This is a genomic window from Streptomyces sp. NPDC090106, from assembly GCF_044747265.1.
Taxonomy (GTDB): domain Bacteria; phylum Actinomycetota; class Actinomycetes; order Streptomycetales; family Streptomycetaceae; genus Streptomyces.
The window spans coordinates 1-21,081 of sequence record NZ_JBIVDS010000016.1; the positions used below are offsets into that span (position 1 = coordinate 1).

Genomic DNA, 21,081 nt, shown 5'->3' on the forward strand with positions numbered 1-21,081 from the left:
CTCCGCGAGAGCGCAAGCCGGTCCCTGCGTGCCCGGCTTCAACGCGGTTGCTGCGCAACCGTGTTGGGTGTGAGCCGCTGCGCGGCCCACACCCAAGGCTTCCGCTGCGCTCCAGCCTCCAAAGCGCAGCGAAGGGGGCGGTGTCAGAGGGGGCTGTCGATGCCGGTCACTGCGGGCGGACCGAGAGGGGCTTCCCCTTCCGGGACGCCTGCCTCCTTGAGGGTTGCGGACAGGAACTGCACTGCTTCCATCTCGGCCTCATACCTGTCTGCTGCATCAACCTCGATCCGTGCAGAGAACGTACGGTCCTCGTTCACGGTGAGCAGTTGAAGGCCTTCACCCTCACTCACGCTGGTATGCCGGGAGGACAGTCTGCGTTCCAGTACGGCATGCGCGCCGGCCGCCTTGTCCGTGATGAACGTACCGGGGACAGTGATGACGAACGTGCTCACTCCAGCCTCCTCCTGGTGACTCTTCAAAAACCCGTGATCCCTTTCGGCTTCCCCCACTCCTGCCCGCCAATCACGATCACGTGAGAGCCCTGTGGCAAGCAGTGCTTCATTATGAGAAGGAGATCGAGACTGGACCATGCAGTCTTGTACGCTGACGCGGCAAAACGCCCGCCCTCACCACAGAGAGCGAGAAGAGGGCAACTCGCCGGATACTTGCTCCTCGACTCGGAGCCGGCCATGGCGCCGGGCTTGGCCAGCAGAACTTCGAGGAAGTGGTCCAGGACAACCCGCTCGGCGCCCTTCGCACCTGGTGTGGTCCCGTCGACGCAAGGGGGTTGGCGTCCGGCCCCAGGGGTGAGCAGCCGCTGCGTGAATTTTCTGTACGACAGGGACCAGGCGTCTGTCTCTACTGGTCTCTGGCCGTGAAGGTGACCGTCAGCCGGCAGTCCAGCGCCACGGCGATCCGCTCCAGCAGCGCCAGGGTCGGCAGGTCCGTTCCGGACTCGATCCGAGAGATCGCGGCCTGCCCGGTCCCGGCCAGCTCGGCCAGCCGGGGCTGCGATATGCCGCGCTGGCTGCGCCAGGACCGCACCAGTCGCGCCGTGTCGTTCACTGACCGCCACCCTCCCCGTAGCGGCGCAGGACAGCCGTGTCGATCTTCCATCCGGCAACCGTGACCGTGTCTCCGAATACGTAGTGCTGCCGGTTGTCGTACGAGGCTTCGCCGCTGCGACGGGCGGGCGCCCAGTAGTGCACGGCGCTGCCGTCCCGGGGGTCGACGATCAGATAGTGCGGAACGCCCATCGCGGGATAGTCGCGCAGCTTGCCCTCGTAGTCGTTGGCCGGATTGGACCGCGAGACGATCTCGACGAAATCGTCATACTTTTCTGGGCCTTGCCGCGGCCCTGTGCTGCTACGAGCGACTCGTTCGCCTCACCCCATAGGACACGGTCTTGGCAGGCCCTTAGCCGCGGACCGTGACCGACGGAGTGTTGTAGCCCTCCGCGCGCAGCCTCGGACGGCCCAAGGGCAGTGCGGCGGCGGGCCACGACAGAGGGACCGTGCGGGTCTCGCCGGGCAGCAGCCACAGGTAATTGTCGTCGTAGAGCGTCGGCAGGACCCGGGCGCCGTCCTCGTCCAGGAGCGACAGCCGGACCATCGCGGCGGCCACGGAGCCCCGGTTGCGGACCGTGGCGGTGGCCGTACGGCGGTCCCCGGCGCGCGAGACCTTCGTGAGGGACACGGACAGCGCGGCCCGTCCGGCCCGGTCGAGGCCGCGCAGCGCCTCGGGGGTCCGGCACCGCCAGTAGGTGTTGCGGGACAGCGTCCGGCCCCGGTCGTCGCTGAGGGTCAGCCGCAGCAGGTGCAGGTCCGGCAGACCGTCCGTGAAGGCCGCGGTGAACGCCGGTGCCGAGCCCGCCGCCGACACGTCCACGCGTGCCGTGCGGGTGGACGCGATCCGGCGGCCGGAGAGGTCGTACGTCTCCGCGGTGACCGTCGCGCCCTTGAGCGCCTCGCGGCTGTGGTTGACGGCGATGACCTGCCACTTCACCGGGTCGGCCTGGACGTGCAGGGGTTCGCAGGCGGTGCGGCAGCCGAAGTAGGCGCCGTTGACGTCGAAGTCGTAGTCGTAGGTCTGCCAGACCGTGCTGTGCCAGGCCGGGTGGGACATCCACAGCATCAACCCGCTGGCGTTGTCCCAGAGGTTGGCGTTCCACGCCTCGAACATGGCGCGGAAGTTCTCGTAGTTGACGAACTGCGCCTTGCGCGTGAAGTCGTCGAGGTCGCGGGCGGTGCCGAGGCGGGTCTCGATGGCCGCCTTGTAGTGCTGCGGGGCCTGGTTGCCGCGTTCGCTCCAGTCGTGGTGGTACCAGGCGCCACGGATGGGCCACTCGGGGCCGTCGTCGCCGATCATCGCGCGGGTGCTCTCGGCCGTGGAGACGACTGGCATGCCGATCTCGGTGTGGAAGCCGAAGTCCTTGCTGCCGAAGGTGGCGGGGTCGAAGTACCGCTCCGGCTCCACATAGCCGTACGGGCCGCCGCCGTTGACGATGCCGCCCGCGGAGTTGTTCTGGTAGAGGATGCCCGGCGCCTGGCTCCGTACCGCCTCGCGCATGCCGTCGTCGATCGCGGCGGGCGGGTTGCCCTCGTTGGCGCCGCACCACACGGCCACGCTCGGGTGGATGCGGTAGCGCAGCACGGTGTCCCTGGCCAGGGAGTTGTAGGCGTCGTGGTCCGGCGGGTCCATGGCCCAGGCGTTGGGGAAGTCGTTCCACACCAGGATGCCGTGCTCGTCGCAACTGGCGTAGAACTCCTCGCGGTTGCTGCTGGCGACCCAGTTGCGGATCATCGTGAAGTTCATCGCCCGGTGCATCCGGACGGCCGCGTCCATCCGGTCGGCGGGCATGCGGCGCAGCAGTTCGTCCCAGCCCCAGTTGCCGCCGCGCACCAGCACCCGTACGCCGTTGACGCTAATCTTCAGCGGGTCGGGGGCGTTGGAGACGGTCGTGACGTCTCTCCAGGTTTCGCCGTCGTCGGAGACCTGGAGCGTGTACGTCTTCGGGTACGCCTGTTCCCACAGGACCGCGATCCGGTCGAAGCGCCGGGCGGTCCCGAGGTCGACCTGGATCCACTGGTGGTCCTCGTAGGAGGAGGACCAGCGGGTGCCGGGGTTGCCGTCGGTGGCGTGCCCGGCCGGGTGGCCGTCCCCGTCGTCGCTGGAGGCGGTGGCCGGTGCGCGCAGCGCGAGGTCGGTGCCCGGGTGGGCGCTGTCGACGACCGCGAGGGACCACAGGGAGGTGCCCCAGCTGGTGTTGCGGACACCGCAGGCCAGGCGGACGTAACGGGCCGTGCGGGCCTCGAAGTCGGTCACCCGCAGACTGGCGTCGCCGCTGTTGAACGGCAGCGGGACGGCCGTGTTGTCGACGGACGCGGCGTCCGTCCACTCCTCGCCGTCCGCCGACACCTGCACGACGAAGGTCAGCGCGTAGGCCTGCTCCCACACCAGGTCGATCCGGTCGAAGGACTGCGCGGAGCCCAGGTCGACGCGGATCCACTGGTCGTCGGCGAAGGCGGAGGACCAGCGGGTGCGCGGGTCGCCGTCGGTGGCGTTGGCCGGTCCGTGGCCGTCCTCGTCGGAGCTGGAGGCGGTGGCGGGCGCGTGCAGCGCGAGGTCGGTGCCGGGGCGGGCGGTGTCGAGCACGGACAGGGCCCACAGGGAGCTGCCCCAGTCGGTGGCCCGGGTCAGACAGCGCACGCGGACGAACCGGGCCTGCCGGGCGCCCAGTTCGACGGTCTGCGTGTACGCGTCGGAGGACGGCGTGAACTTCAGCGGGGTGTCGTACTCGTAGCCGAACTGCCGTATGCCGAAGCGGGTGGTGCGGCGGTCGCTCTCGGTGCCGCCTGCGCGGACGGTCAAGGTCAGTTCGTGCAGGGCCGGTTCGCCCAGGCCGTTGGGCCACCACAGGTCGGGGCTGTGCACCCGGAGGGCGGCGTACGCGTCCGGTGTGAAGGTGACATCGATGTCGGAGCCCGCCGGGACGGTGACCGTGCGCGAGACGCGGACGTCGCCGAACCGCGCGGTGACGGTGGCCTCGTGGGCGGCGGAGTCGGCGTTGCGCACCGGGACGGTCACGGTCAGCTCGGCCACCGACAGGTCCGGCAGCTTCGGCAGCACGGTGTCCACGCGCGGATCGCCGATCACCAGGTGCCCGGTCGCTCTCAGCCGTACGTGGTTCCAGATGCCCGCCGAGCGGTCACGGACGGCCGGCATCCAGTCCCAGCCCGAAGAGGCCAGATACGTGGGTGAGTTGCGGTTCATCGTGTTGGCGCCCGCGTCCACCCAGGCCTCGCCCGCCGGGCCCTTGTCGCCGGGGCTGCCGGGCACGGGCATGGGGGAGACGCGTACGGCGAGCGCGTTGCCGCCCTTCGTGGCGAGGAGCCCGGTGATGTCGTGGGCGGAGCGGGCGAAGGGGAACGTCACCTCGCCCACTCCGTGTCCGTTGAGCCAGATCTCGGCCCGGTGGTTGACGCCGTCGAACTCCAGCCAGACGTGCCGTCCCTCGCCGGTGCGCAGGCCGCGCGGCAGCTCGAAGTCCCGCTTGTACCACCAGGAGTGGCGGGACAGGGCCTCCGGGATCCGCAGGTTGTTCAGGCCCGCCACGGGGTCGGGCAGTCTGCCCTGCTCGACGAGGGAGCCCAGCACGGTGCCGGGCACGGTCGCGGGGAGCCAGCGGCTGGTGTCCACGCCGGTCCGTGACAGGGCCGGGCCGTCGCCGTCCGCCCGGTCGTCCATGGTCAGCGTCCAGCCCGACTCCAGCGGCACGGTGCCGTCGTCGGCGAGGGCCAGGCGCGGGGTGTCGTGGTGGTGCGTGCCCCAGTCGGTCCAGCCGGTGGCCGCCGGACGGTGACCGGGCGCGGTGCCGTACACCTCGAAGCCGTTGAGGCCCAACGGGTTGGCGTCCGAGCGCTTGTGCGCCGTCATCCGCACCCAGCGGGCCGTGACCGGCTTCGGCAGGGCGATGTCCACCGTGCCGCCGGTGCCGGCCGTGGTCCGGTGGACGCTGCTCCAGCTTCTGCCGTCGCGGGACGTCTCGACGACGAACTCGGTGGCGTAGCTGGACAGCAGCTCCTCGCCGGTGGTGCCCTGGCGCGGGTTGCCGTCGGCCGGCGGGGTGAAGACCGGGTCCCCGGCCGCCGCTTCGAAGGTCAGCCGGATCCGGTCGACGCGGCAGTCCGCCTGGAGGTCGACCGAGATCCACTGCGGGTCGCCCGCCTCGGCGCGCCAGCCGGTGCCGCGGACGCCCCGGACGGGGAGGCCGTCGACCGCGAACTCGGCGGGGGTCGGCGCGTAGGCCTGCGAGGAGACGTGGACCGGGCGGTGGGCGGCGAGTTCACCGAGGGCGGTGGAGGAGCTGGTGCCGGTCGGGCCGGTGGCGCGTTCGACGGCATCTGCCCCATGAGCGAACACCGTGCCGAAGCCGAGTCCGGCCAACAGGGTCGAGCCGGTGGCGACGACGGAACGCCGGGTGGGCGAGGGCGGACACGGCTGATCGGCCATGGTGAATCGTCCAATCACGCAGGTGGGCGGGAATCGCTCGTTCCCGGGGGTGCGCTCGGGACATCCAGGAGGATGCCTTCGATTTGACAACGTTGCCATAGGCTGTGGTGGCGGACACACCTGTGTCAAGACCCGCGACATGGGCAGATGCTGCACACGCGGTTACATGCCACATGCCACATGCGCAGAAGGGCGGCAAGTGTGTGCCGACGCCCCTTCCCGCTTCGACGCTTTTCGCACGGAGTCGGTGAAGCTGAGGGAGCTGCTGGGTGAGCCGTCCTGGCGGGGACGGCGTCGTTGCCGGCGTTCGCGTATGCGGGGACGGAGGACGCCGAGCGTACCAACGGGACCAACGGGGTCAGGCCCCCGTCGCGAACCCGGTGTTGATCGTTCCTGTCGGTTCCAGCAGGAGGATCGCGGTCTCCTCGTCCGCGCGTGGGCAGTGTTCGACTCCGCGGGGTACGACGAACAGCTGGCCGGGCTCCAGGACCACGTCACCGTCGCGGAGCTGGATGGTCAGTCGGCCGCTGATGACCAGGAACACCCTGCCGCACGGGTCTTGTACGTTCTTCGCATGAGGGCCTAACAGGCCCTGCGCGCGCTGGGGGGGGCGTGCGGCTCGGTTGCGGTCGGTTCGCGAGTGTCACAGTGGTGTCCGGATTGTTTCTGTCCGGCCCTCACGCTGCGCATTTAGTGATCGTCGCCGTATTCATCATACTGACGGCGGCAGTTGGCGGAGTTAGGGAGTTGACCCTCATGCAGAACCAGGACGAGGCCTCGTCGGAGGTCAGTGGGGAACGGCTGGTCGCCGGTCGGTACCGGCTGCTGTCCGTACTGGGCGAGGGCGGTATGGGCACAGTGTGGCGGGCCACCGACGAGGTGCTGCACCGTGAGGTCGCGGTGAAGGAGGTCCGTGCCTCCATCGAGCTGCCGGCCGAGCGCAGCAAGCAGATGCACGTGCGGCTGGAGCGGGAGGCGTGGGCGGCGGCGCGGGTCAATGCCCGTGGGGTCGTGACCGTCCATGACGTGGTGACCTTCGACGACCGGCCGTGGATCGTCATGGAACTGGTCCGTGGCCGTTCCCTCGCCGACGTGATCGTTGCCGAGGGCGCCCTGGAGCCGAAGGAGGTCGCGCGCATCGGTGTCGAGGTGCTCGCGGCTCTGCGCGCGGCCCACGGTGTCGGCGTGCTGCACCGTGATGTGAAGCCGGCCAATGTGCTGCTCGGCGACGAGGGCCGGGTCGTGCTGACCGACTTCGGCATAGCCAGCGTGGAGGGGAGCACCGCGCTGACGATGACGGGTGAGGTCGTCGGGTCGCCCGAATACCTGGCTCCTGAGCGGGCATTGGGTCGGACGCCGGGTACCGCTTCCGATCTGTGGTCGCTCGGGGCGATGCTCTACACGGCCGTGCAGGGGCGTTCGCCGTTCCGCCGGACGAGTGCGCTGTCGACGCTGCGTGCCGTCGTGGACGACGAGTTGCCGCCGCCGCACCGGGCCGGTCCGCTGACGGCGGTCGTCGAGGGGCTGATGCGCAAGGACCCCGAGGAGCGGATGGGGGCCGAGGAGGCCATGGGTGAACTCACCCGGGCCGCGCGGGCGTTGGCGGCGACGGACGGGGCGGGGGCCGCTGATGCGGCGGTGACCGGGGCTTCGACGGTGCCCACGACGTCGGTGACGGGCGGTGTCACTGCCGCTGTCACCTCGGCGGTGACGGCTGCCGAGGAGACCGTGGCTGCGACTGCTCCGGCCACGCCGGCCGTCCCAGCCGCCGCGGCTGAGGCGATGGCGGCTCAGGCCCCGGCCACGCCCGCCCCGCTGGGCACGTTCGGGCCTCCGCCGAACAGCACGGCGTTCGGGTCCGGAGCGGCCACGCCCGTCCCGGCGGCCGGCTTCGGGCAGGACGCCGGGCACGCGCCCGTCCCCGCCCGGCGCGGTCGTCGTAGGACGTATCTGGTGTGGGCGGCGGTGGTCGTCCTGGTCCTGTCCGGTGGGGGCATCGCCTACACGGTCATGGACAAGGACGACGACAAGGGCGCCGAGAAGGCCGAAACCACCAGCACCGGCAGCGCGTCCCAACCGGTGTCGGTGGCTGTCACCGGCAACGCCACCACGTTCGACGGGGTCTGTCCGGGCGGGGACGGTGAGGCGCCCTGGTTCACCGCTACGTTCAAGACGGATCAGGCGCCGGTGCAGTTCTCGTACCGGTGGGTGTCGGACAACGGGGCCGTGGTGGACAAGGAGTGGCGGACGCTGGCGTTCCGCGAGGGGGATCCGACCAGCAAGACGGAGACGGTGCGTCTGTCCACGTGGGCGCAGGAGGGGACGCTGAAGAGCGCGATGGCCGTCGAGATCAAGTCGCCGTTCGACACGAAGTCCAACTCCGTCCCGTTTTCCATCACTTGCCGGGCGAACGGCGAGTGACAGGGCCGCATGTCGTTCATAATTGGACCAATTCGTTTCCCTTAAGGAGTTTCCGTGCTGTCGGTCATCGTGGGACGCACCGGTCCATTCACCGGTCAGAGCGTGGTTCTCGGAGAAGCTCCGGTGACGTTCGGGCGTAAGAGTGACAACGACGTCATCATCGTCAGCGTCAGCGCTTCCCGCTTCCACGCCGAGATCGTCGCCGAGAACGGCACGTACGTCCTGCACGACCGTGGCAGCAGGAACGGCACCTTCGTCAACGAACAGCGCGTCGAGCGGCATGAGTTGGCGCCCGGCGACACCATACGCATCGGCGACGAGACGTTCCTGTTCGAGACCCAGGAGGCCGTGGAGACGGTCATGGACCTCTCCCAGATGGACCTGCCGCGCGCCAACGCGGCCGTGGACCCGGGTGTCCTGCGGGTCACGGTGTCCGGTGGCGGCCCGGTCGGTCTCGCCTTCGCGCTGCTGCTGGAGGAGGCGCTGTCCGGGCGGGTCGCGGTCACCGTCTACGACGGCCGGTGGGTGCGCAGCGGTACGTCGGTGGTCTGGAAGGACGCCGCTCAGGGCAACGTCCGCCGGCAGCAGGTCGTCACCGTGCAGAGCCGGCAGTATCTGGCGCTGACGGACGAGATGCAGACGGCGATGTTCGGCGACGGCGGCCAGTTCTCCGAGATGTGGCCGCTGGGCCCCGACTCCGTGGACGGCCGGCCGCCGCGCAACATCCGTATCGCCTACATCGAGGACCAGCTGCTGGAACTGGCCAACCGCAAGTCCGCCATCCGGCTCGTGCCCAAGCGGTTCGATCTGACCGAGCAGGAACACCTCATCGCCCGCGACCATGTGCTGGTCATCAGCGAGGGTGGCCGTTCGCGTACGCGTGAGCACTTCGCCGACCGGTTCGGGATGGCCGACGCCTCCATCTACTCCCTGGACGGCGAGCACATCCAGGACATCGTGCTCGGGCTCAAGGTCAAGTCCCGGTTGTCGGACCCGATGAGCGTGCTGCTGACCGTGGCGCAGAACCGGTTCCTGCTCAACTCGCTGCGCGGCGAGGGCTTCTTGAACATGCGCCTCACCCGTGAGGAGGCCCGCAACGTCATCGGCATCGACCCGGTGCGGCAGGTCTTCGAGGAGTGCATCGCGGCCCGTCCGTGTCTGATGAGCCGGCACGAGGACAACGAGTTCGCCTGCCCGACCCACGGCACGCTCTTCCTCCCGGCGCTGCTGCGCAGTTCCCCGCTGTGGAAGCGCATCCTGGAGGGGCTGCGGCTGTTCGACGTGCCCGAGGAGGACCTCAGCGCGATCACGTCGTTCCGCCTCGACATGGTGCAGCGCCCGCGGTTCACCGCCCAGCTCACCCGCCCGACCGGGGACCGTCCGGGGACGTACGGGTTCCTGCTCGGGGACGCGGCCAACGCCATCCACTTCTGGCCCGGACGCGGCCTCAACAGCGGTCTCGCCTCGGCCGTGTCGCTGGCTCGCTCCCTCAGCCGGGCCTGGCGCGGACGGCCGCTGCGTGACGCGGACTTCATCCGGCACGAGGCGGCGATGTCGATGCTCCAGTACCGGCACAAGAGCCGCGCCTGGAACGCCATGGTCACGACGGACGAGCGGGGTGCGACCCGGGCGATCAAGGACATCATCGACGGCAGCATGGGCGGTACGGCGGCAAAGGGGGCGGGATCGGCCCAGGGGGCCGGGACGGCGGACGCCGACCTGGACATCCTCCTGGACCGTATGGGGGCCATACGTGAGCGGCTGGCGCCCCGCATGCCCGGTCTGCCCGACGACGACACGCTGCGGGCCCACCTCTCCACCCTGGCGCCCGCGACCCTGCGTACGCTCCAGGAGAGCGGCGCCTGGGACACGCTGATCGTCAGCGGCGAGGAAGCCGACATCGACATCTTCTACCAGCAGGACGCCCCGGTCTTCGTCCCGGCCACGCCGCCTCCGCCGCAGCCGCTGCCCGACCCCCGCAACTCCGCCCTTCTGGGCCCGGCCTGACGGCTCGTCGGTTCGCTGGCTCGAACGCCGCCGGTTCCCGCGTCGCAGCACTCGACGCGGGAACCAGGGACGAGGCGAACGAGGGACCGAAGGGACTCTGAGCCGAAGCCGACCCCTCCGGCTGTCGACACACCTGGCACACATACACATCTCAACCTTGACGCGCGGCTGATGGCCGGTCGGCCGGGCATTTGGCTGGGCATGTGGCCGGCCGGGCGGCCGGGCGGTTCCCCGTGTCGGGGTCGGCGGAGGGTCACACCTCTGCCGGCCCCGGCACTGCGGTTTCAGGAGCGCGCCGCCGCGAAGGGGCCGTCGCCGGTGAAGGTCGCTTCGGCGAAGCGGTCGGCGATGCGGGTGTGGGTGGCGGCGTCGGGGTGGAGGTCGTCGGGGAGGGGGTGGGTGAGGGTGTCCTGGTCGCCGTAGAGGGTGCGGCCGTCGAGGTAGTGGAGGTGGGGGTCCTCGGGGGATCGCTGGGTGACCAGGCGGGACAGTTCGGTCCTGATGGTGGTCAGGGTGAGTTTGCCGGTGGCCGCCTCCGCGGGGTCGCCCATGGCGCGGAAGCGGAGTTGTCCCTTGTCGAGGTCGGTGAAGTCGGGGGCGCTCGGGCCCGGGGTGTCCTCGTGGATGGGGCAGAGGATCGGGGAGATCACCAGGAGCGGGGTGGTGGGGTGGCCCTCCCTGATGGTGTCGAGGAAGCCGTGCACGGCCGGGGTGAAGGCGCGCAGGCGCATCACGTCGGTGTTCACCAGGTTGATGCCGATCTTGACGCTGATCAGGTCGGCCGGGGTGTCGCGCAGGGTGCGGGCTGTGAAGGGGTCCAGGAGGGCGCTGCCGGACAGGCCGAGATTGACGAGGTCGACGCCCGCGAGGGCTGCGGCGCGGGCGGGCCAGGTGGCGGTGGGGCCGGCGGCGTCGGAGCCGTGGCTGATGGAGCTGCCGTGGTGGAGCCAGCGTCGGCGGCCCTGGTCGGGGGCGGGTTCCACGGGGGCGTCGGTGCGCAGGGCGACGAGTTCCGTCGTCTCGTTGTGCGGGAGCCAGATCTCGATGGTCTTGGCGTGGGCGGGGAGGCCGGTGAAGCGGACCGTGGTGGGGGTGCCGGGGCGGTGGTCGGTCGTACCCGCCGTCATGTCGATGGTCAGGACGTGGCCGCCGGGGGCGGTGGCGCGGGCGGTGAACCGGCCGTCGACGAGGAGGTCGTAGGGGCCGTCGGGGCGGGGCGGGGCGCCGATGTAGACGCGCTTGGTGGGGAGTGTGTCCAGTTCGACGGTGGTGGCGGTGGTGCGGAAGGCCAGGCGTACGCCGGAGGGCTGGGACTCCGCCATGAGGAGCTGCGGGTCGGCGCACTGGGCGCGGGCCCGCGCGGGGAGGCGGTGCGGGAGCACGCCGTGCGCGGTGGGTTCGAGGTCGAGGGCGCCGTGGAGGAGATCCTCGGTGATGGGGGTGGTCGTCCAGCGGGTGCTCATGGAGGATCCTCGTGACGGATGTTCAGGGGGTTTTCGGGGCGGGCCAGTTGCGCAGGAGGGCGTCGAGGGCGTCCAGGACGCGGGTCCAGGTCTCCTGGGTGTCGGGGGCGCTGTGGCTGAAGCCGCCGCCCATCTCCAGGCTGATGTAGCCGTGGAAGGTGCTGCCCAGGAGGCGGACCGCGTGGGTCTGGTCGGGCTCGGTCAGGTCGTAGCCGCGCAGCACGGCCCGGGTCATCTGGGCGTGCCGGGGGCCCGCGCCGGCGGCTGCCGCCTCGGGGGTGAGGCGGAGCTGGGCGGCGGTGTAGCGGCCGGGGTGTTCGCGGGCGTAGTCGCGGTAGACGTCGGCCAGGGCGGTCAGGGCGTCCTTGCCCGCGCGGCCGGCGAGGGCGGTGGCGCCGCGGTCGGCGAGTTCCTCCAGGGCGAGGAGGGCGATCCTGGTCTTGAGGTCGTGGGAGTTCTTCACGTGCGAGTACAGGCTCGCGACCTTGACGTCGAAGCGGCGGGCGAGTTCGGAGACGGTGACCTGGTCGAAGCCGATCTCGTCGGCGAGGTCGGCGCCGGCCTGGGTGAGGCGTTGTGCGGTCAGTCCTGCGCGGGCCATGGAGGGGCGACCTTCCGGTGCCGGGTGCTGGGCGAGTGACTAATGGGATTATGCGTGTGCCTAATAGGTTTAGGCAAATTCCGTGATGATGTAGGCCGGCTTCGACGTCAGTGTCGGCCCGTTCATGCGCGTCCGCCCTTGAGGTGGTCGATGAGGATGTCCACGGCCGCTTCGAGGTGGGTGCTGTCGCCGGTCGACCTGAGGATCTGTACGCCGCCCTGGATCGCGGCGAGGAAGGCCGCCGCGGCGCGGTCGGCGTCCAGGGACGGGCGAATGAGGCCGTCGGCCTGCATGGCGGTGATGCCCTCGCGGATGAGCCGCTGCCAGCGGGTGAGCAGGGACGCGGCGACGTCGGCCGCTCCCGGCGTGGTGCCGACCTGGTCCATGAGGGTGCCGAGCGGGCAGTGCGCCCCTTGAGCCCGGTAGCGCGCGATCACGGCGTCCCGCCAGCGGGTCCAGGCCGCCCAGGAGGTGAGCGCGCCGATGTGCGGCTGCTGGTCGGCGATGACCCGGTCGGCCTCGAACCGGGCGACGGCGAGCAGGAGTTCCTCCTTGCCGCCGGGGAAGTAGTGGAAGAGCTGGCCTTTGCTGGTGCCGGTGATCGCCCTGATGTCGTCCAGCGTCACGGTTCCCGGGGCGTCGCTGCGCAGGTGTGCCGAGGCTCCCTCGATGATGCGCTGCCGGGTGGCGCGGCCTTTCGCGGTCAATGACATGTGTCCAGGCTAGCGCCGCGCGGGTGCGTATTTTTTGGCCCGGCAGGTTCTGGAAAGTTGCACCTTTATATTCCGTTTTGCGACGTATCAATGGCCTGTTTTCTGGACTTGCTGGTCCAAAAATTGCGTCCTACTGTCGCTTGCGTTCACTCCGAACGACGCGCCGGTCCGCCGGCGTCCCGTCGAACCAGAAGAGGTATGTGTCATGCGCGCAGTGGTGGTGGAGGAGCCGGGCGGCCCGGAGGTGCTGAGGTTGAGGGAGTGGCCTGATCCCGAGCCGGGGCCGGGTGAGCTGGTCGTCGACATCGACTTCTCCGGCGTCAACTTCATGGACACCGGCACACGTGTGGGATTCGGTCTCGCGGGCGGCATGCCCCTCGTGCCCGGGGTCGAGGGCGCCGGGCGGGTCACCGCCGTCGGTGAGGGGGTCGACGGGTTCGCGGTCGGCGACCGGGTGGCCTGGGTCCATGTGTACGGCAGTTACGCCGAGCGGATCGCGGTCCCCGCCGACCGGGTCGTACCGGTTCCGGACGACATCCCGAGCGACATCGCCGCCGCGACGATGATGCAGGGGCTGACCGCGCATCACTTCGTCACGGAGTCGGCGCCGCTGGCCGAGGGCGAGAGCGCGCTCGTGCACTCCGCCGCCGGGGGTGTGGGACGGATGGTCACCCAGTTGCTGAAGCTGCGCGGGGTGCGGGTGATCGGCCTGGTCTCGCGGGAGGAGAAGGTCCCGCTCGCGAAGGCGGCCGGTGCGGACGAGGTGCTGGTCTCCTCCGGTGGGGACTTCGTGGACCGGGTGCGGGACCTGACCGGGGGCGAGGGGGTGCACGCGGTGTTCGACGGCGGTGGCGCCAGCACCTTCTGGGCATCCGCCGAGGTGCTGCGGCGGGTCGGCACGCTGGTCTACTACGGCCCGCTCATCGGTGACATCCCGACCGTGCGGATGTTCGACCTGCCGAAGAGCATCAAGGTCACCTATGCCGTGTTCGCGGACCACATCCACAGCCGGGAACTGCTGCTGCGGCACTCCGCGGACCTGTTCGACAAGATCCGCGAGGGTGCGCTGCACATCGACGTCACCGCGCGTTATCCGCTCGGGGAGGCCGAGCGGGCGCACCGCGACATCGAGTCGCGGCGCACCTCCGGCAAGCTGCTCATCGATCCCCGGCGGTGAGCGTGCGCCCCGCACGGGCTCACCTGTTGCGCGGCGTGCGGCTCAGACACTGCTCTGACACACCTGTGCGCGTTTTGACACACCTGTGCGCGTGCGGAATGAAGGCGAATCAAAAGACAAGGGTGCGTGATCGTGTTCGCCGTTGAACTCCTTCAGCTGGGCATTCTGGGCATCGGAGTCGGCGAGGGGGCGGGCACCACCCGTGCGGTGCCGCTCAGTAGTGGATCGGCCCCTTGTGGCCGCCGCTCGGGAAGACCGGGTCGCCGTTGAGGGCCACGCTGAGGGGGCTGGCCAGGAAGGCGACGACGGCCGCGACCTCGTGCGGCTCGACGATCCTGCCGATCGAGACGGCCGAGGCCATCTGCCGTTCCAGCTCGTCCTGTTCGCGGCCCAGGGCCTCGGCGCGGCGGCCGAGGATGCCGGAGAAGGTCTCTGTCCGGGTGGCGCCCGGGTGCACGGAGACGGCGTTGACCCCGCTCGGCCCCAGTTCGTCGGCCAGGTTCTTCGTCAGGGCGGTCACCGCGGCGTTGCGGATCGAGCCGGTCACCGAGCCGCTCTGCCGGGCCGCCAGCCCGCCGATGCTGATGATCCGGCCCCAGCCGCGTTCCGCCATCTCCGGGGCGAAGGCGCGGGCGCACCGCAGGTAGCCGCGGACCTTGACGTTGATCTCGGCTTCCAGGTCGTCCTCCGGGATGGTCCCCGGGTTGGTGGCGGCGGCGTTGTTGACCAGGATGTCCACGCCGCCGAGGCGTTCCCTGACCGTGCGGGCCATCTCCGTCACCGCGGCGTCGTCCCCGGTGTCGGCGGCGACGCCGATGACGTCGCCGCCGGTCTCCGCGCTGAGCAGCGCCGCCTGTTCCTCGACGGACGAGGCGGTCCGGGACACCAGGGCGACGGACACGCCTTCCGCCGCCAGCGCGCGGCCCACGGCGAGGCCGATGCCCCGGCTGCCGCCGGTGACGACGGCCCGTCGGCCCTTGAGCAGGAGATCCATGACACCCTCACATGTTCGCGGCACACTTGCGGTCAGAAGCGAGCTTACCCGGCGGACGGAGGCCACACGTGTGAGGTGTCCGCCGTGGTCTCCGGACCCCCGGCACATGTCCGCCGATGACCGGTGCTGTACAAAGGATTCCGGCCAATCCGGCCATGAACATGACTCACGTGGGGGAACAGAGCGAATGGCGCGCCGAAGCATCGGGATCACCTACCGGACCCTGGCGTCGATCGCGCGCCCTCTGGTGATGCTGCTCTTCCGGCGGGACTGGTCGGGTGCGCAGCACATTCCCGCCGAGGGCGGGTTCATCGCGGCGGTCAACCACAACTCGTACATCGACCCTGTGGCGTACGGCTGCTTTCAGTACGGCACCGGTCGTCCGCCGCGCTTCTTCGCCAAGGAGGGCCTGTTCAAGGGGGCGTTCGGGCGGCTGATGCGGGCGATGAAGCACGTTCCGGTGGCCCGGGGCGGGGCGGAGGCGCTCCAGGCCCTGGACGCGGCGGCGGAGGCGATACGGGCGGGCGAGGGCGTCGTCTTCTACCCGGAGGGCACCCTCACCCGTGATCCGGACCTGTGGCCGATGACCGGCAGGACGGGGATCGCGCGGGTCGCGCTGGAGACGGGGTGCCCGGTGATACCCGTGGCGCAGTGGGGCGCCAACCTGCTGCTGCCGCCGTACGGGCGGATGGGCCGGATCTTCCCGCGCCGCACGCATCTCGTCCTGGCCGGGCCGCCGGTGGACCTCTCCCGGTTCGAGAGCCGGGAGCCGGGTCCGGAGCTGTGGCGGGAGGTCACGGACGTGATCATGGCGGCGGTGACGGCTCAGTTGGCGGATCTACGGGACCTGCCGGTGCCGGAGAGGGAGGCAGTACCCGGGCCGTGAGGCCTCCGGCGCCGAGTCCCGGGATCGGGCGAGGGGTGTCAGGCGAGAGGTTCGGAGAGTTTCGCGAGCTGGTCGAGCCACAGCTGGTGCAGGCGCTCGGCCCACGCCTTCGACACGGTGTCCAGCGACTTGGGGACACCGGCCCGTACGACGTTCTCGACCACGACCTCCGTGCCGCCCTCGACCTCCGTGAGCAGCCACGCCTGGTAGAGCTGGACGCCGGCGCCGATGCCCAGCCAGCCGATCCGGCGGGGCGGCACGGACTCCCCCACGAAGACCTCGAAGTGGTGCCCGGCCCAGTGCACGTCGAAGGTCTGGGTGAGGCTCATCGCGCTCACCTCCCGGCACTCGGGGACCCACGTCGGCCACTCCGCCACGTCGGTGAGCACCTGGAAGGACCGCTCCGGCGGGCCGGGTACGACCGCCTGCGCCCGGTGGAAGCTGTGGGCGTCGGCGGGCGAGAACCCGGACGGCCAGTGGATGTCCGGGTGGCTCTGCGAGGTGTCGTACATGCGTTCTCTCTCGGGCTGCTGCTCTTCCGGCGGGACGGGGCGGTCCGGTCGGGGGGCGGGGGCACGGCCGTGACCGGGCGTTCCCCCGACCAGTGTGCGGGTGGGCGGGTCCTCGCGTATACGTCATCTGACCGGCGGCCGGCTCAGCCGACCCCCTCCAGGTCGAGGACGGCCAGGGCGTCCCGCAGGGCGGCCCGGGAGCTGATGCCCAGTTTGGGATAGATCTGGTACAGGTGGGTGCCGATCGTGCGGTGCGAGAGGAAGAGGCGTTCGGCGATCTGCTTGTTGGTCAGTCCGGTCGCGGCCAGGGTGGCGATCTCGAGTTCCTGGGCGGTGAGCGCGCCCTTGCGCCGGCCCTCGGCCGCCGCGCTGTGGCCGCTCGCCCGCAGTTCGGCCGCGGCGCGTTCCGCCCAGGGCTTCGCGCCGAGCCGCTCGAACGCCTCGGCCGCCGGGACGAGCTGTTCGCGGGCCTCCTTGGTGGCGCGCCGTCGCCTGAGGCGTTCGCCGTAGAAGAGGCGGACGCGGGCGACGTCGAAGACCCAGTCCTCGGGGTCGACCTGGGCCAGGGCCCGTTCGAACAGGTCGAGGGCGTCGTCGCCGGGTGTCGTCAGGGCCTCGCAGGCCAGGACGAGCATGTGCAGGCGCGGGGAGAGGCGTGCCATCGCGGTCTCCCGCAGGGCCGCCGCGTGGGTGGCGGCCTCGGCGGGGCGTCCTGATCGGACGGCGGCCTCGACCAGGTCCAGGGCGCCGGTCATGGAGTGCGGCCGGTAGGGGGCGAGGGGGGTGAGCGGGTTGATGGCGGTGGCGTGCCGGTAGGCGGTGTCGAAGTCGCCGGTGCCGAGGGCGGCCAGGCTCCTGGCGTGGAAGGCGAGGGCGCGGGCGCCCTGGGCGCCGCGGGGCACGGCCCAGCCGACGATCTCCTCGCACAGCGCGTCGCTGGTGGCCGCGTCGCCGCGGGAGGCGGCCACCAGCGCCTGCACGAACTGGAACTTGCAGGCGAAGAACGGGTAGCCGTAGTCCTCGCACAGGCCGAGCCCTTCGGCGGCCAGGCGTACGGAGTCGTCCCAGCGGCCCTTGTAGAAGTCGTCGAGGCACAGGTGGATGAGGGCGGAGAGGTGCCGGCGGACGGGTGCGGTGCCCGCGCGGCCCTGTTCGACCAGCCGCAGGGACGCCTCCCGTACGTCCGCCAGCCGGTCGGGATAGACCGAGCAGGTGCTGACGCGGACGGTGTGGGTGGCGTCGCCCATGTCGGCGAGGAGGGTGTCGAGGCGGTCCAGCGCGAGGTGTCCGGTGCGGGCGGGGTCGGCGAAGGTGTGCGCGCACACCCACAGCAGGTCGGGCGGTGCGGGGGTCATGCGGTCCAGGGCCCGGAACATCGGTTCCCACTTCCGCGGGTCGCCGCTGTACCAGCACAGGGTGATGAGGGTGAACATGGCTTCGACGAGCGAGTCGTCGCCGGCGTCGTAGCCGTGTCCGCCCGCCTCGATCGCGCCGACGAGGAGCCGGTGGGCGGTGTCGATGTCGCCCTCCTCGTTGATGAGGAGGAGGGCGGAGGCGGCTGCCGCGTGCAGGGACTCCGCGCGGGTGGCGGGGTCGGCGCGACGGGCACCGACCAGGAGGCTGGAGGCGTCGGCCATGCCGCCGCCGGCGTCGGTGCCGATGTAGGCGGCCTCGGCCAGGCGGCGGCTCTCGTCGGCCGGGGACGGACTGAGTCCGGCGGCGCGGGTGAGGGCGGCCATCGCGCCGAGCGCGTCGCCGCGGTCCAGGCGCAGCCGGGCGGCCTGTTCGAGCAGGGCGGCGACGGTTTCGTCCGGTCCGGTGGCCGCCTCACCGAGGTGGTGGGCGCGGCGCTCGGGCTGGCCGGTGAGGACGGCGGCGAGGGCCCGGTGCGCCCGGCGGCGGTCGGCGGCCGATGCCTGGGCTACCACCGCGGAGCCGATCAGGGGGTGCCGGAAGGACAGTTTCCGGGAGGTCGCCGAGATCGCCACGAGCCGGTCGCGCTCGGCGGCTTCCAGGGCCTCGACCGCCGCGCCGCCGCCCGCCGCCGCCTCGACGACGGTCAGGTTGCCGAGCCCTTCGAGGGCGGCGACGAGCAGCACGTCGCGGCCGGTGGCGGGGAGGTCGGCGACGCGGGCGGCGAACAGGGCCTGGAGGCGTTCGCTGAGCGGCAGGACGGAGGGCACCGCGGAGGGCGCGGTGCGCTGCTCGCGGTCGAGGGCGGTGGGCAGTTCGACCAGGGCGAGGGGGTTGCCGTGCGCCTCGGCGGTGATCCGCCGTCGGATCGCGTGGGACATGCCCGGGTGGGCCTCGGCGAGCAGGGCGGCCGAGGACGCCTCGTCCAGGGGCTGGAGGCGGTGCTCGGTGAGGCCGCCGGCGGCGAAGAAGCCGTCGGAGGTGACGCGGGAGGCGGCCAGGAAGCTGATGCGGCTGCCGACGAGCCGCCGGGCGACGAATCCGAGGACCGAGCTGGTGGGCCGGTCCAGCCACGGCAGGTCGTCGACAACGATGAGCAGCGGGGTGTCCTGGGCGATGCGGCGGAGCAGCAGCAGGGCCGCGGTGGAGGTGAGCAGCCGGTTGGGCGGGGGGCCGCCGCCGATGCCGACGGCGACCTTGAGCGCGTCGCGGTGGCCGGGGTCGAGCAGGTCGAAGGTGTCGAAGAGGGGGACGAGGAGCTGGTTGAGGCCGGCGTAGCTGATGTCGGCCTCGAACTCCACGCCGCTGGCCCGCAGGACGCGGGTGCCCTCCGCTCGGGCACGGCTCACCACGGCGTCGAGGATGGCGGTCTTGCCGATGCCGGCCTCGCCGGTCAGGAGCAGGGCGGCGCCGTGGACGGAGGCGCCGAAGTGGGAGCGTACGAACTCCAGGTCCTTGTCCCGCCCGATCAGCCGCGTCGAGGCGGGACGGGAGGGGTGGTCCAGGCCGTTCATCGAGCTGCTGTCTCCAAGTGCCGCGGTGCGGTGCGAGAGGGCTCGCGCCGTGTCGGGGCACCGTGGGGCCCGTGGGGCCGTGTGGCCCGTGGGGGCCGTGTGGCCCGTGGGGGCCGTGGTGCCTGTGGGGGACACCGTGATGCCCGTATGCCGATCCGATCGTCTCAGGATACGACCGGTGCCGGGCAGGTCAGGCAGGGGTACCGGCGCGTTGATGTCCCGGTCCGGAACGGCCCCGCAAGCCTTGCAGGTCCACGTGCGGACGCGTAGGGCTCGGGGCCGTCCTGGACGCCGTACGCGGAGCACACCTGGGACGTGGGCTCGAAGCGGCCGACGCGGATGGAGGTCCGCCCCGTAGTGAGGCCGGTCCGGGGCGCCCTGCCGACGTTGCCGTCGGTGGGTTTCCCCGAACCGCCTCCCGAACCCGCCGTACGCCTCTCAAAAGGCCTTTAGTAGTGGGCCCACCACAGGTTCGTCTGGTTCGCATTGACCCAGGAGCAGTAGTATTTTTCAGCACCCGAAGGGTCAGGAGTACCGTAAGCAGCTCTGTTCTTGCTGTCCTCTGCTGACTGGCACTGGGACCAAGCGCTCAAGTTCAAGCGGACATTCAAGTAATAGGACTTCTGGAAATCGTTCTGAATACTTGCCGCCGAAGCCGAGCCGGCACTTCCTGTCAACAGACCGACGATCGCACCGCTCGCCAGCAGGATTGTCGTGGATGTTCGCTTCAGAGCCTTGATCATGCGTTCAGTAAACCCGCTTTTACGATTTCCCCGCAAGGGGATCGGGCCTCTACGATCTTCAGCACCGCGCGGTTCACGGGCGGGATATTGTTTTGCCACGTCGTGACAAGAACGGTTGCACGCCGGTGTATTGCCCTGCCTTGAGGAAAGGCGCCCATTCGGACAGTTCCCAAGTGAAGTGAACCGGTGATTCGCTTAAATGATATCATCGATTCATGACTGAAGAGGCGGCAGCGTCGGACAGGACAGCGCCCACACTCCGACAGAAGATCGTGCTCGCCGCCGCCGGCCTGCTGGAGGAAGGCGGCCTGGAGGCCGTGTCGACCCGAGCTGTGGCCGCACGGGCGGGAGTGCCGGCGCCATCGATCTTCCGGATCTTCGGGGACAAGGACGGACTGCTCGAAGCGGTGGCGGAGCATGGCTTTCGGCGCTATCTGGAGATCAAGTCGGAACTGTTCACCGGTGACGACCCTGTGCAGGCGCTGCGCGACGCATGGGACCTCCACATCAACTTCGGCCTCGAACACCCGGCCTACTACACGCTCGTCTATGGGCAGGTCCGCCCCGGACACGTGCCGCCGACCGGCCGACGCGCCGCCGACGACCTCCGCCGCATGATCACGAGGGTCGGCGCCGCCGGGCGGCTGCGGATGAGCGTCGAGCGCGCGACCGAGGTCATGCACTCCACCGGGGTGGGGACGATCCTCACGCTGATCGGCCACCCGGAGCAGGACCGCGATCTGCGCAACGCCTGGGAGGCCCGCGAGATGGTGATCAGCGCCCTCACGCTGCCGTCCGCAGATCCGGACGGACAGGGCCTTCTCGCCACGGGCGCGTCCGTGGCGAGCCCCGCCATGGCCCTGCTCACCACTCTCGACGAGAACGGGACCGCGCTGCTCAGTACCGGTGAGCGGATTCTGCTTCGAGAGTGGCTCAACCGGCTGGCGGACGGGGCGGACACGGACGCCTGATCGGAAGCGCCTGATCCGAAGCGCCTGATCCGAAGCGCCTGATCTGGACTGTGGCCCTGCGTGGCCGCCGTACACATCCGGTCCTGCCAAGAGCGTCATCGGTGTCACCGGCTTCTCTGCGGGTGCTCAGTTCCGGGCTTCGGTGTCGAGTCGAG

Annotated in this window: 17 protein-coding genes; 5 read left to right on the forward strand and 12 right to left on the reverse strand. The window is 70.7% G+C overall.

Annotated elements, in window-relative coordinates; all coding sequences use genetic code 11:
* Nucleotides 1–143: 143 nt before the first annotated feature.
* The 5 genes from ACIPSE_RS38765 to ACIPSE_RS38785 all read right to left on the reverse strand — a co-directional run bounded on the left by ACIPSE_RS38765 (nt 144) and on the right by ACIPSE_RS38785 (nt 6,055).
* The gene (locus ACIPSE_RS38765; RefSeq protein ID WP_401672577.1) at nt 144–452 is read right to left on the reverse strand and encodes a hypothetical protein; all 309 of its coding nucleotides are present in this window, start codon (nt 450–452) and stop codon (nt 144–146) included.
* Nucleotides 453–858: 406 nt separating this feature from the next.
* Nucleotides 859–1,065 (reverse strand): helix-turn-helix domain-containing protein, encoded by a 207-nt coding sequence (locus ACIPSE_RS38770; RefSeq protein WP_401672580.1) that lies wholly within the window; start codon nt 1,063–1,065, stop codon nt 859–861.
* Entirely contained in the window at nt 1,062–1,316 is a 255-nt protein-coding gene (locus ACIPSE_RS38775) for a hypothetical protein (protein WP_401673021.1), read from the reverse strand. Before ACIPSE_RS38775 ends, ACIPSE_RS38770 begins: the two co-directional genes overlap by 4 nt.
* 100 nt (nt 1,317–1,416) lie before the next feature.
* A complete protein-coding gene (locus ACIPSE_RS38780; RefSeq protein ID WP_401672582.1) occupies nt 1,417–5,511 on the reverse strand; it encodes a discoidin domain-containing protein in 4,095 nt (1,364 codons plus the stop codon).
* A 358-nt stretch (nt 5,512–5,869) separates the two neighbouring features.
* The gene (locus tag ACIPSE_RS38785; RefSeq protein ID WP_401672585.1) at nt 5,870–6,055 is read right to left on the reverse strand and encodes a cupin domain-containing protein; all 186 of its coding nucleotides are present in this window, start codon (nt 6,053–6,055) and stop codon (nt 5,870–5,872) included.
* A 212-nt stretch (nt 6,056–6,267) separates the two neighbouring features.
* Between ACIPSE_RS38785 and ACIPSE_RS38790 the strand changes: the two genes are divergently transcribed.
* Both ACIPSE_RS38790 and ACIPSE_RS38795 read left to right on the forward strand, forming a co-directional pair.
* A complete protein-coding gene (locus ACIPSE_RS38790) occupies nt 6,268–7,932 on the forward strand; it encodes a serine/threonine-protein kinase (protein ID WP_401673023.1) in 1,665 nt (554 codons plus the stop codon).
* Between the two features lie 54 nt (nt 7,933–7,986).
* Complete coding sequence (locus ACIPSE_RS38795; protein WP_401672587.1) at nt 7,987–9,939, forward strand: FHA domain-containing protein; 1,953 nt, start codon at nt 7,987–7,989, stop codon at nt 9,937–9,939.
* Between the two features lie 284 nt (nt 9,940–10,223).
* Here the strand turns inward: ACIPSE_RS38795 and ACIPSE_RS38800 are convergent, their stop codons facing one another.
* From ACIPSE_RS38800 to ACIPSE_RS38810, 3 genes are all read right to left on the reverse strand, one after another.
* Complete coding sequence (locus tag ACIPSE_RS38800) at nt 10,224–11,402, reverse strand: GDSL-type esterase/lipase family protein (protein ID WP_401672589.1); 1,179 nt, start codon at nt 11,400–11,402, stop codon at nt 10,224–10,226.
* A gap of 22 nt (nt 11,403–11,424) precedes the next feature.
* Nucleotides 11,425–12,003 carry a TetR/AcrR family transcriptional regulator gene (locus ACIPSE_RS38805; protein WP_401672592.1) on the reverse strand — a complete coding sequence of 193 codons (579 nt, stop codon included), beginning with the start codon at nt 12,001–12,003 and terminating at the stop codon, nt 11,425–11,427.
* Between the two features lie 122 nt (nt 12,004–12,125).
* The gene (locus ACIPSE_RS38810) at nt 12,126–12,716 is read right to left on the reverse strand and encodes a TetR/AcrR family transcriptional regulator (RefSeq protein WP_401672594.1); all 591 of its coding nucleotides are present in this window, start codon (nt 12,714–12,716) and stop codon (nt 12,126–12,128) included.
* A gap of 205 nt (nt 12,717–12,921) precedes the next feature.
* Between ACIPSE_RS38810 and ACIPSE_RS38815 the strand changes: the two genes are divergently transcribed.
* A complete protein-coding gene (locus ACIPSE_RS38815) occupies nt 12,922–13,893 on the forward strand; it encodes a quinone oxidoreductase family protein (RefSeq protein WP_401672596.1) in 972 nt (323 codons plus the stop codon).
* A 214-nt stretch (nt 13,894–14,107) separates the two neighbouring features.
* On the opposite strand, the gene ACIPSE_RS38820 is transcribed toward ACIPSE_RS38815, so the two are convergent.
* Entirely contained in the window at nt 14,108–14,887 is a 780-nt protein-coding gene (locus ACIPSE_RS38820; RefSeq protein WP_401672598.1) for an SDR family NAD(P)-dependent oxidoreductase, read from the reverse strand.
* 187 nt (nt 14,888–15,074) lie between these two features.
* Between ACIPSE_RS38820 and ACIPSE_RS38825 the strand changes: the two genes are divergently transcribed.
* A complete protein-coding gene (locus ACIPSE_RS38825) occupies nt 15,075–15,773 on the forward strand; it encodes a lysophospholipid acyltransferase family protein (protein ID WP_401672601.1) in 699 nt (232 codons plus the stop codon).
* A gap of 38 nt (nt 15,774–15,811) precedes the next feature.
* Here the strand turns inward: ACIPSE_RS38825 and ACIPSE_RS38830 are convergent, their stop codons facing one another.
* The 3 genes from ACIPSE_RS38830 to ACIPSE_RS38840 form a co-directional block, all read right to left on the reverse strand.
* Nucleotides 15,812–16,285, reverse strand: coding sequence for an SRPBCC family protein (locus tag ACIPSE_RS38830; protein ID WP_401672603.1), 474 nt, complete (start codon nt 16,283–16,285; stop codon nt 15,812–15,814).
* 143 nt (nt 16,286–16,428) lie between these two features.
* On the reverse strand, nt 16,429–19,212 hold the full coding sequence (locus ACIPSE_RS38835; protein ID WP_401672605.1) for an AAA family ATPase: 2,784 nt from the start codon (nt 19,210–19,212) through the stop codon (nt 16,429–16,431).
* 449 nt (nt 19,213–19,661) lie between these two features.
* Nucleotides 19,662–19,955 (reverse strand): hypothetical protein, encoded by a 294-nt coding sequence (locus tag ACIPSE_RS38840; protein WP_401672607.1) that lies wholly within the window; start codon nt 19,953–19,955, stop codon nt 19,662–19,664.
* Between the two features lie 215 nt (nt 19,956–20,170).
* Here ACIPSE_RS38840 and ACIPSE_RS38845 point away from each other — a divergent pair, with 215 nt between their 5' ends.
* On the forward strand, nt 20,171–20,926 hold the full coding sequence (locus tag ACIPSE_RS38845; protein ID WP_401672610.1) for a TetR/AcrR family transcriptional regulator: 756 nt from the start codon (nt 20,171–20,173) through the stop codon (nt 20,924–20,926).
* Nucleotides 20,927–21,081: the final 155 nt, after the last annotated feature.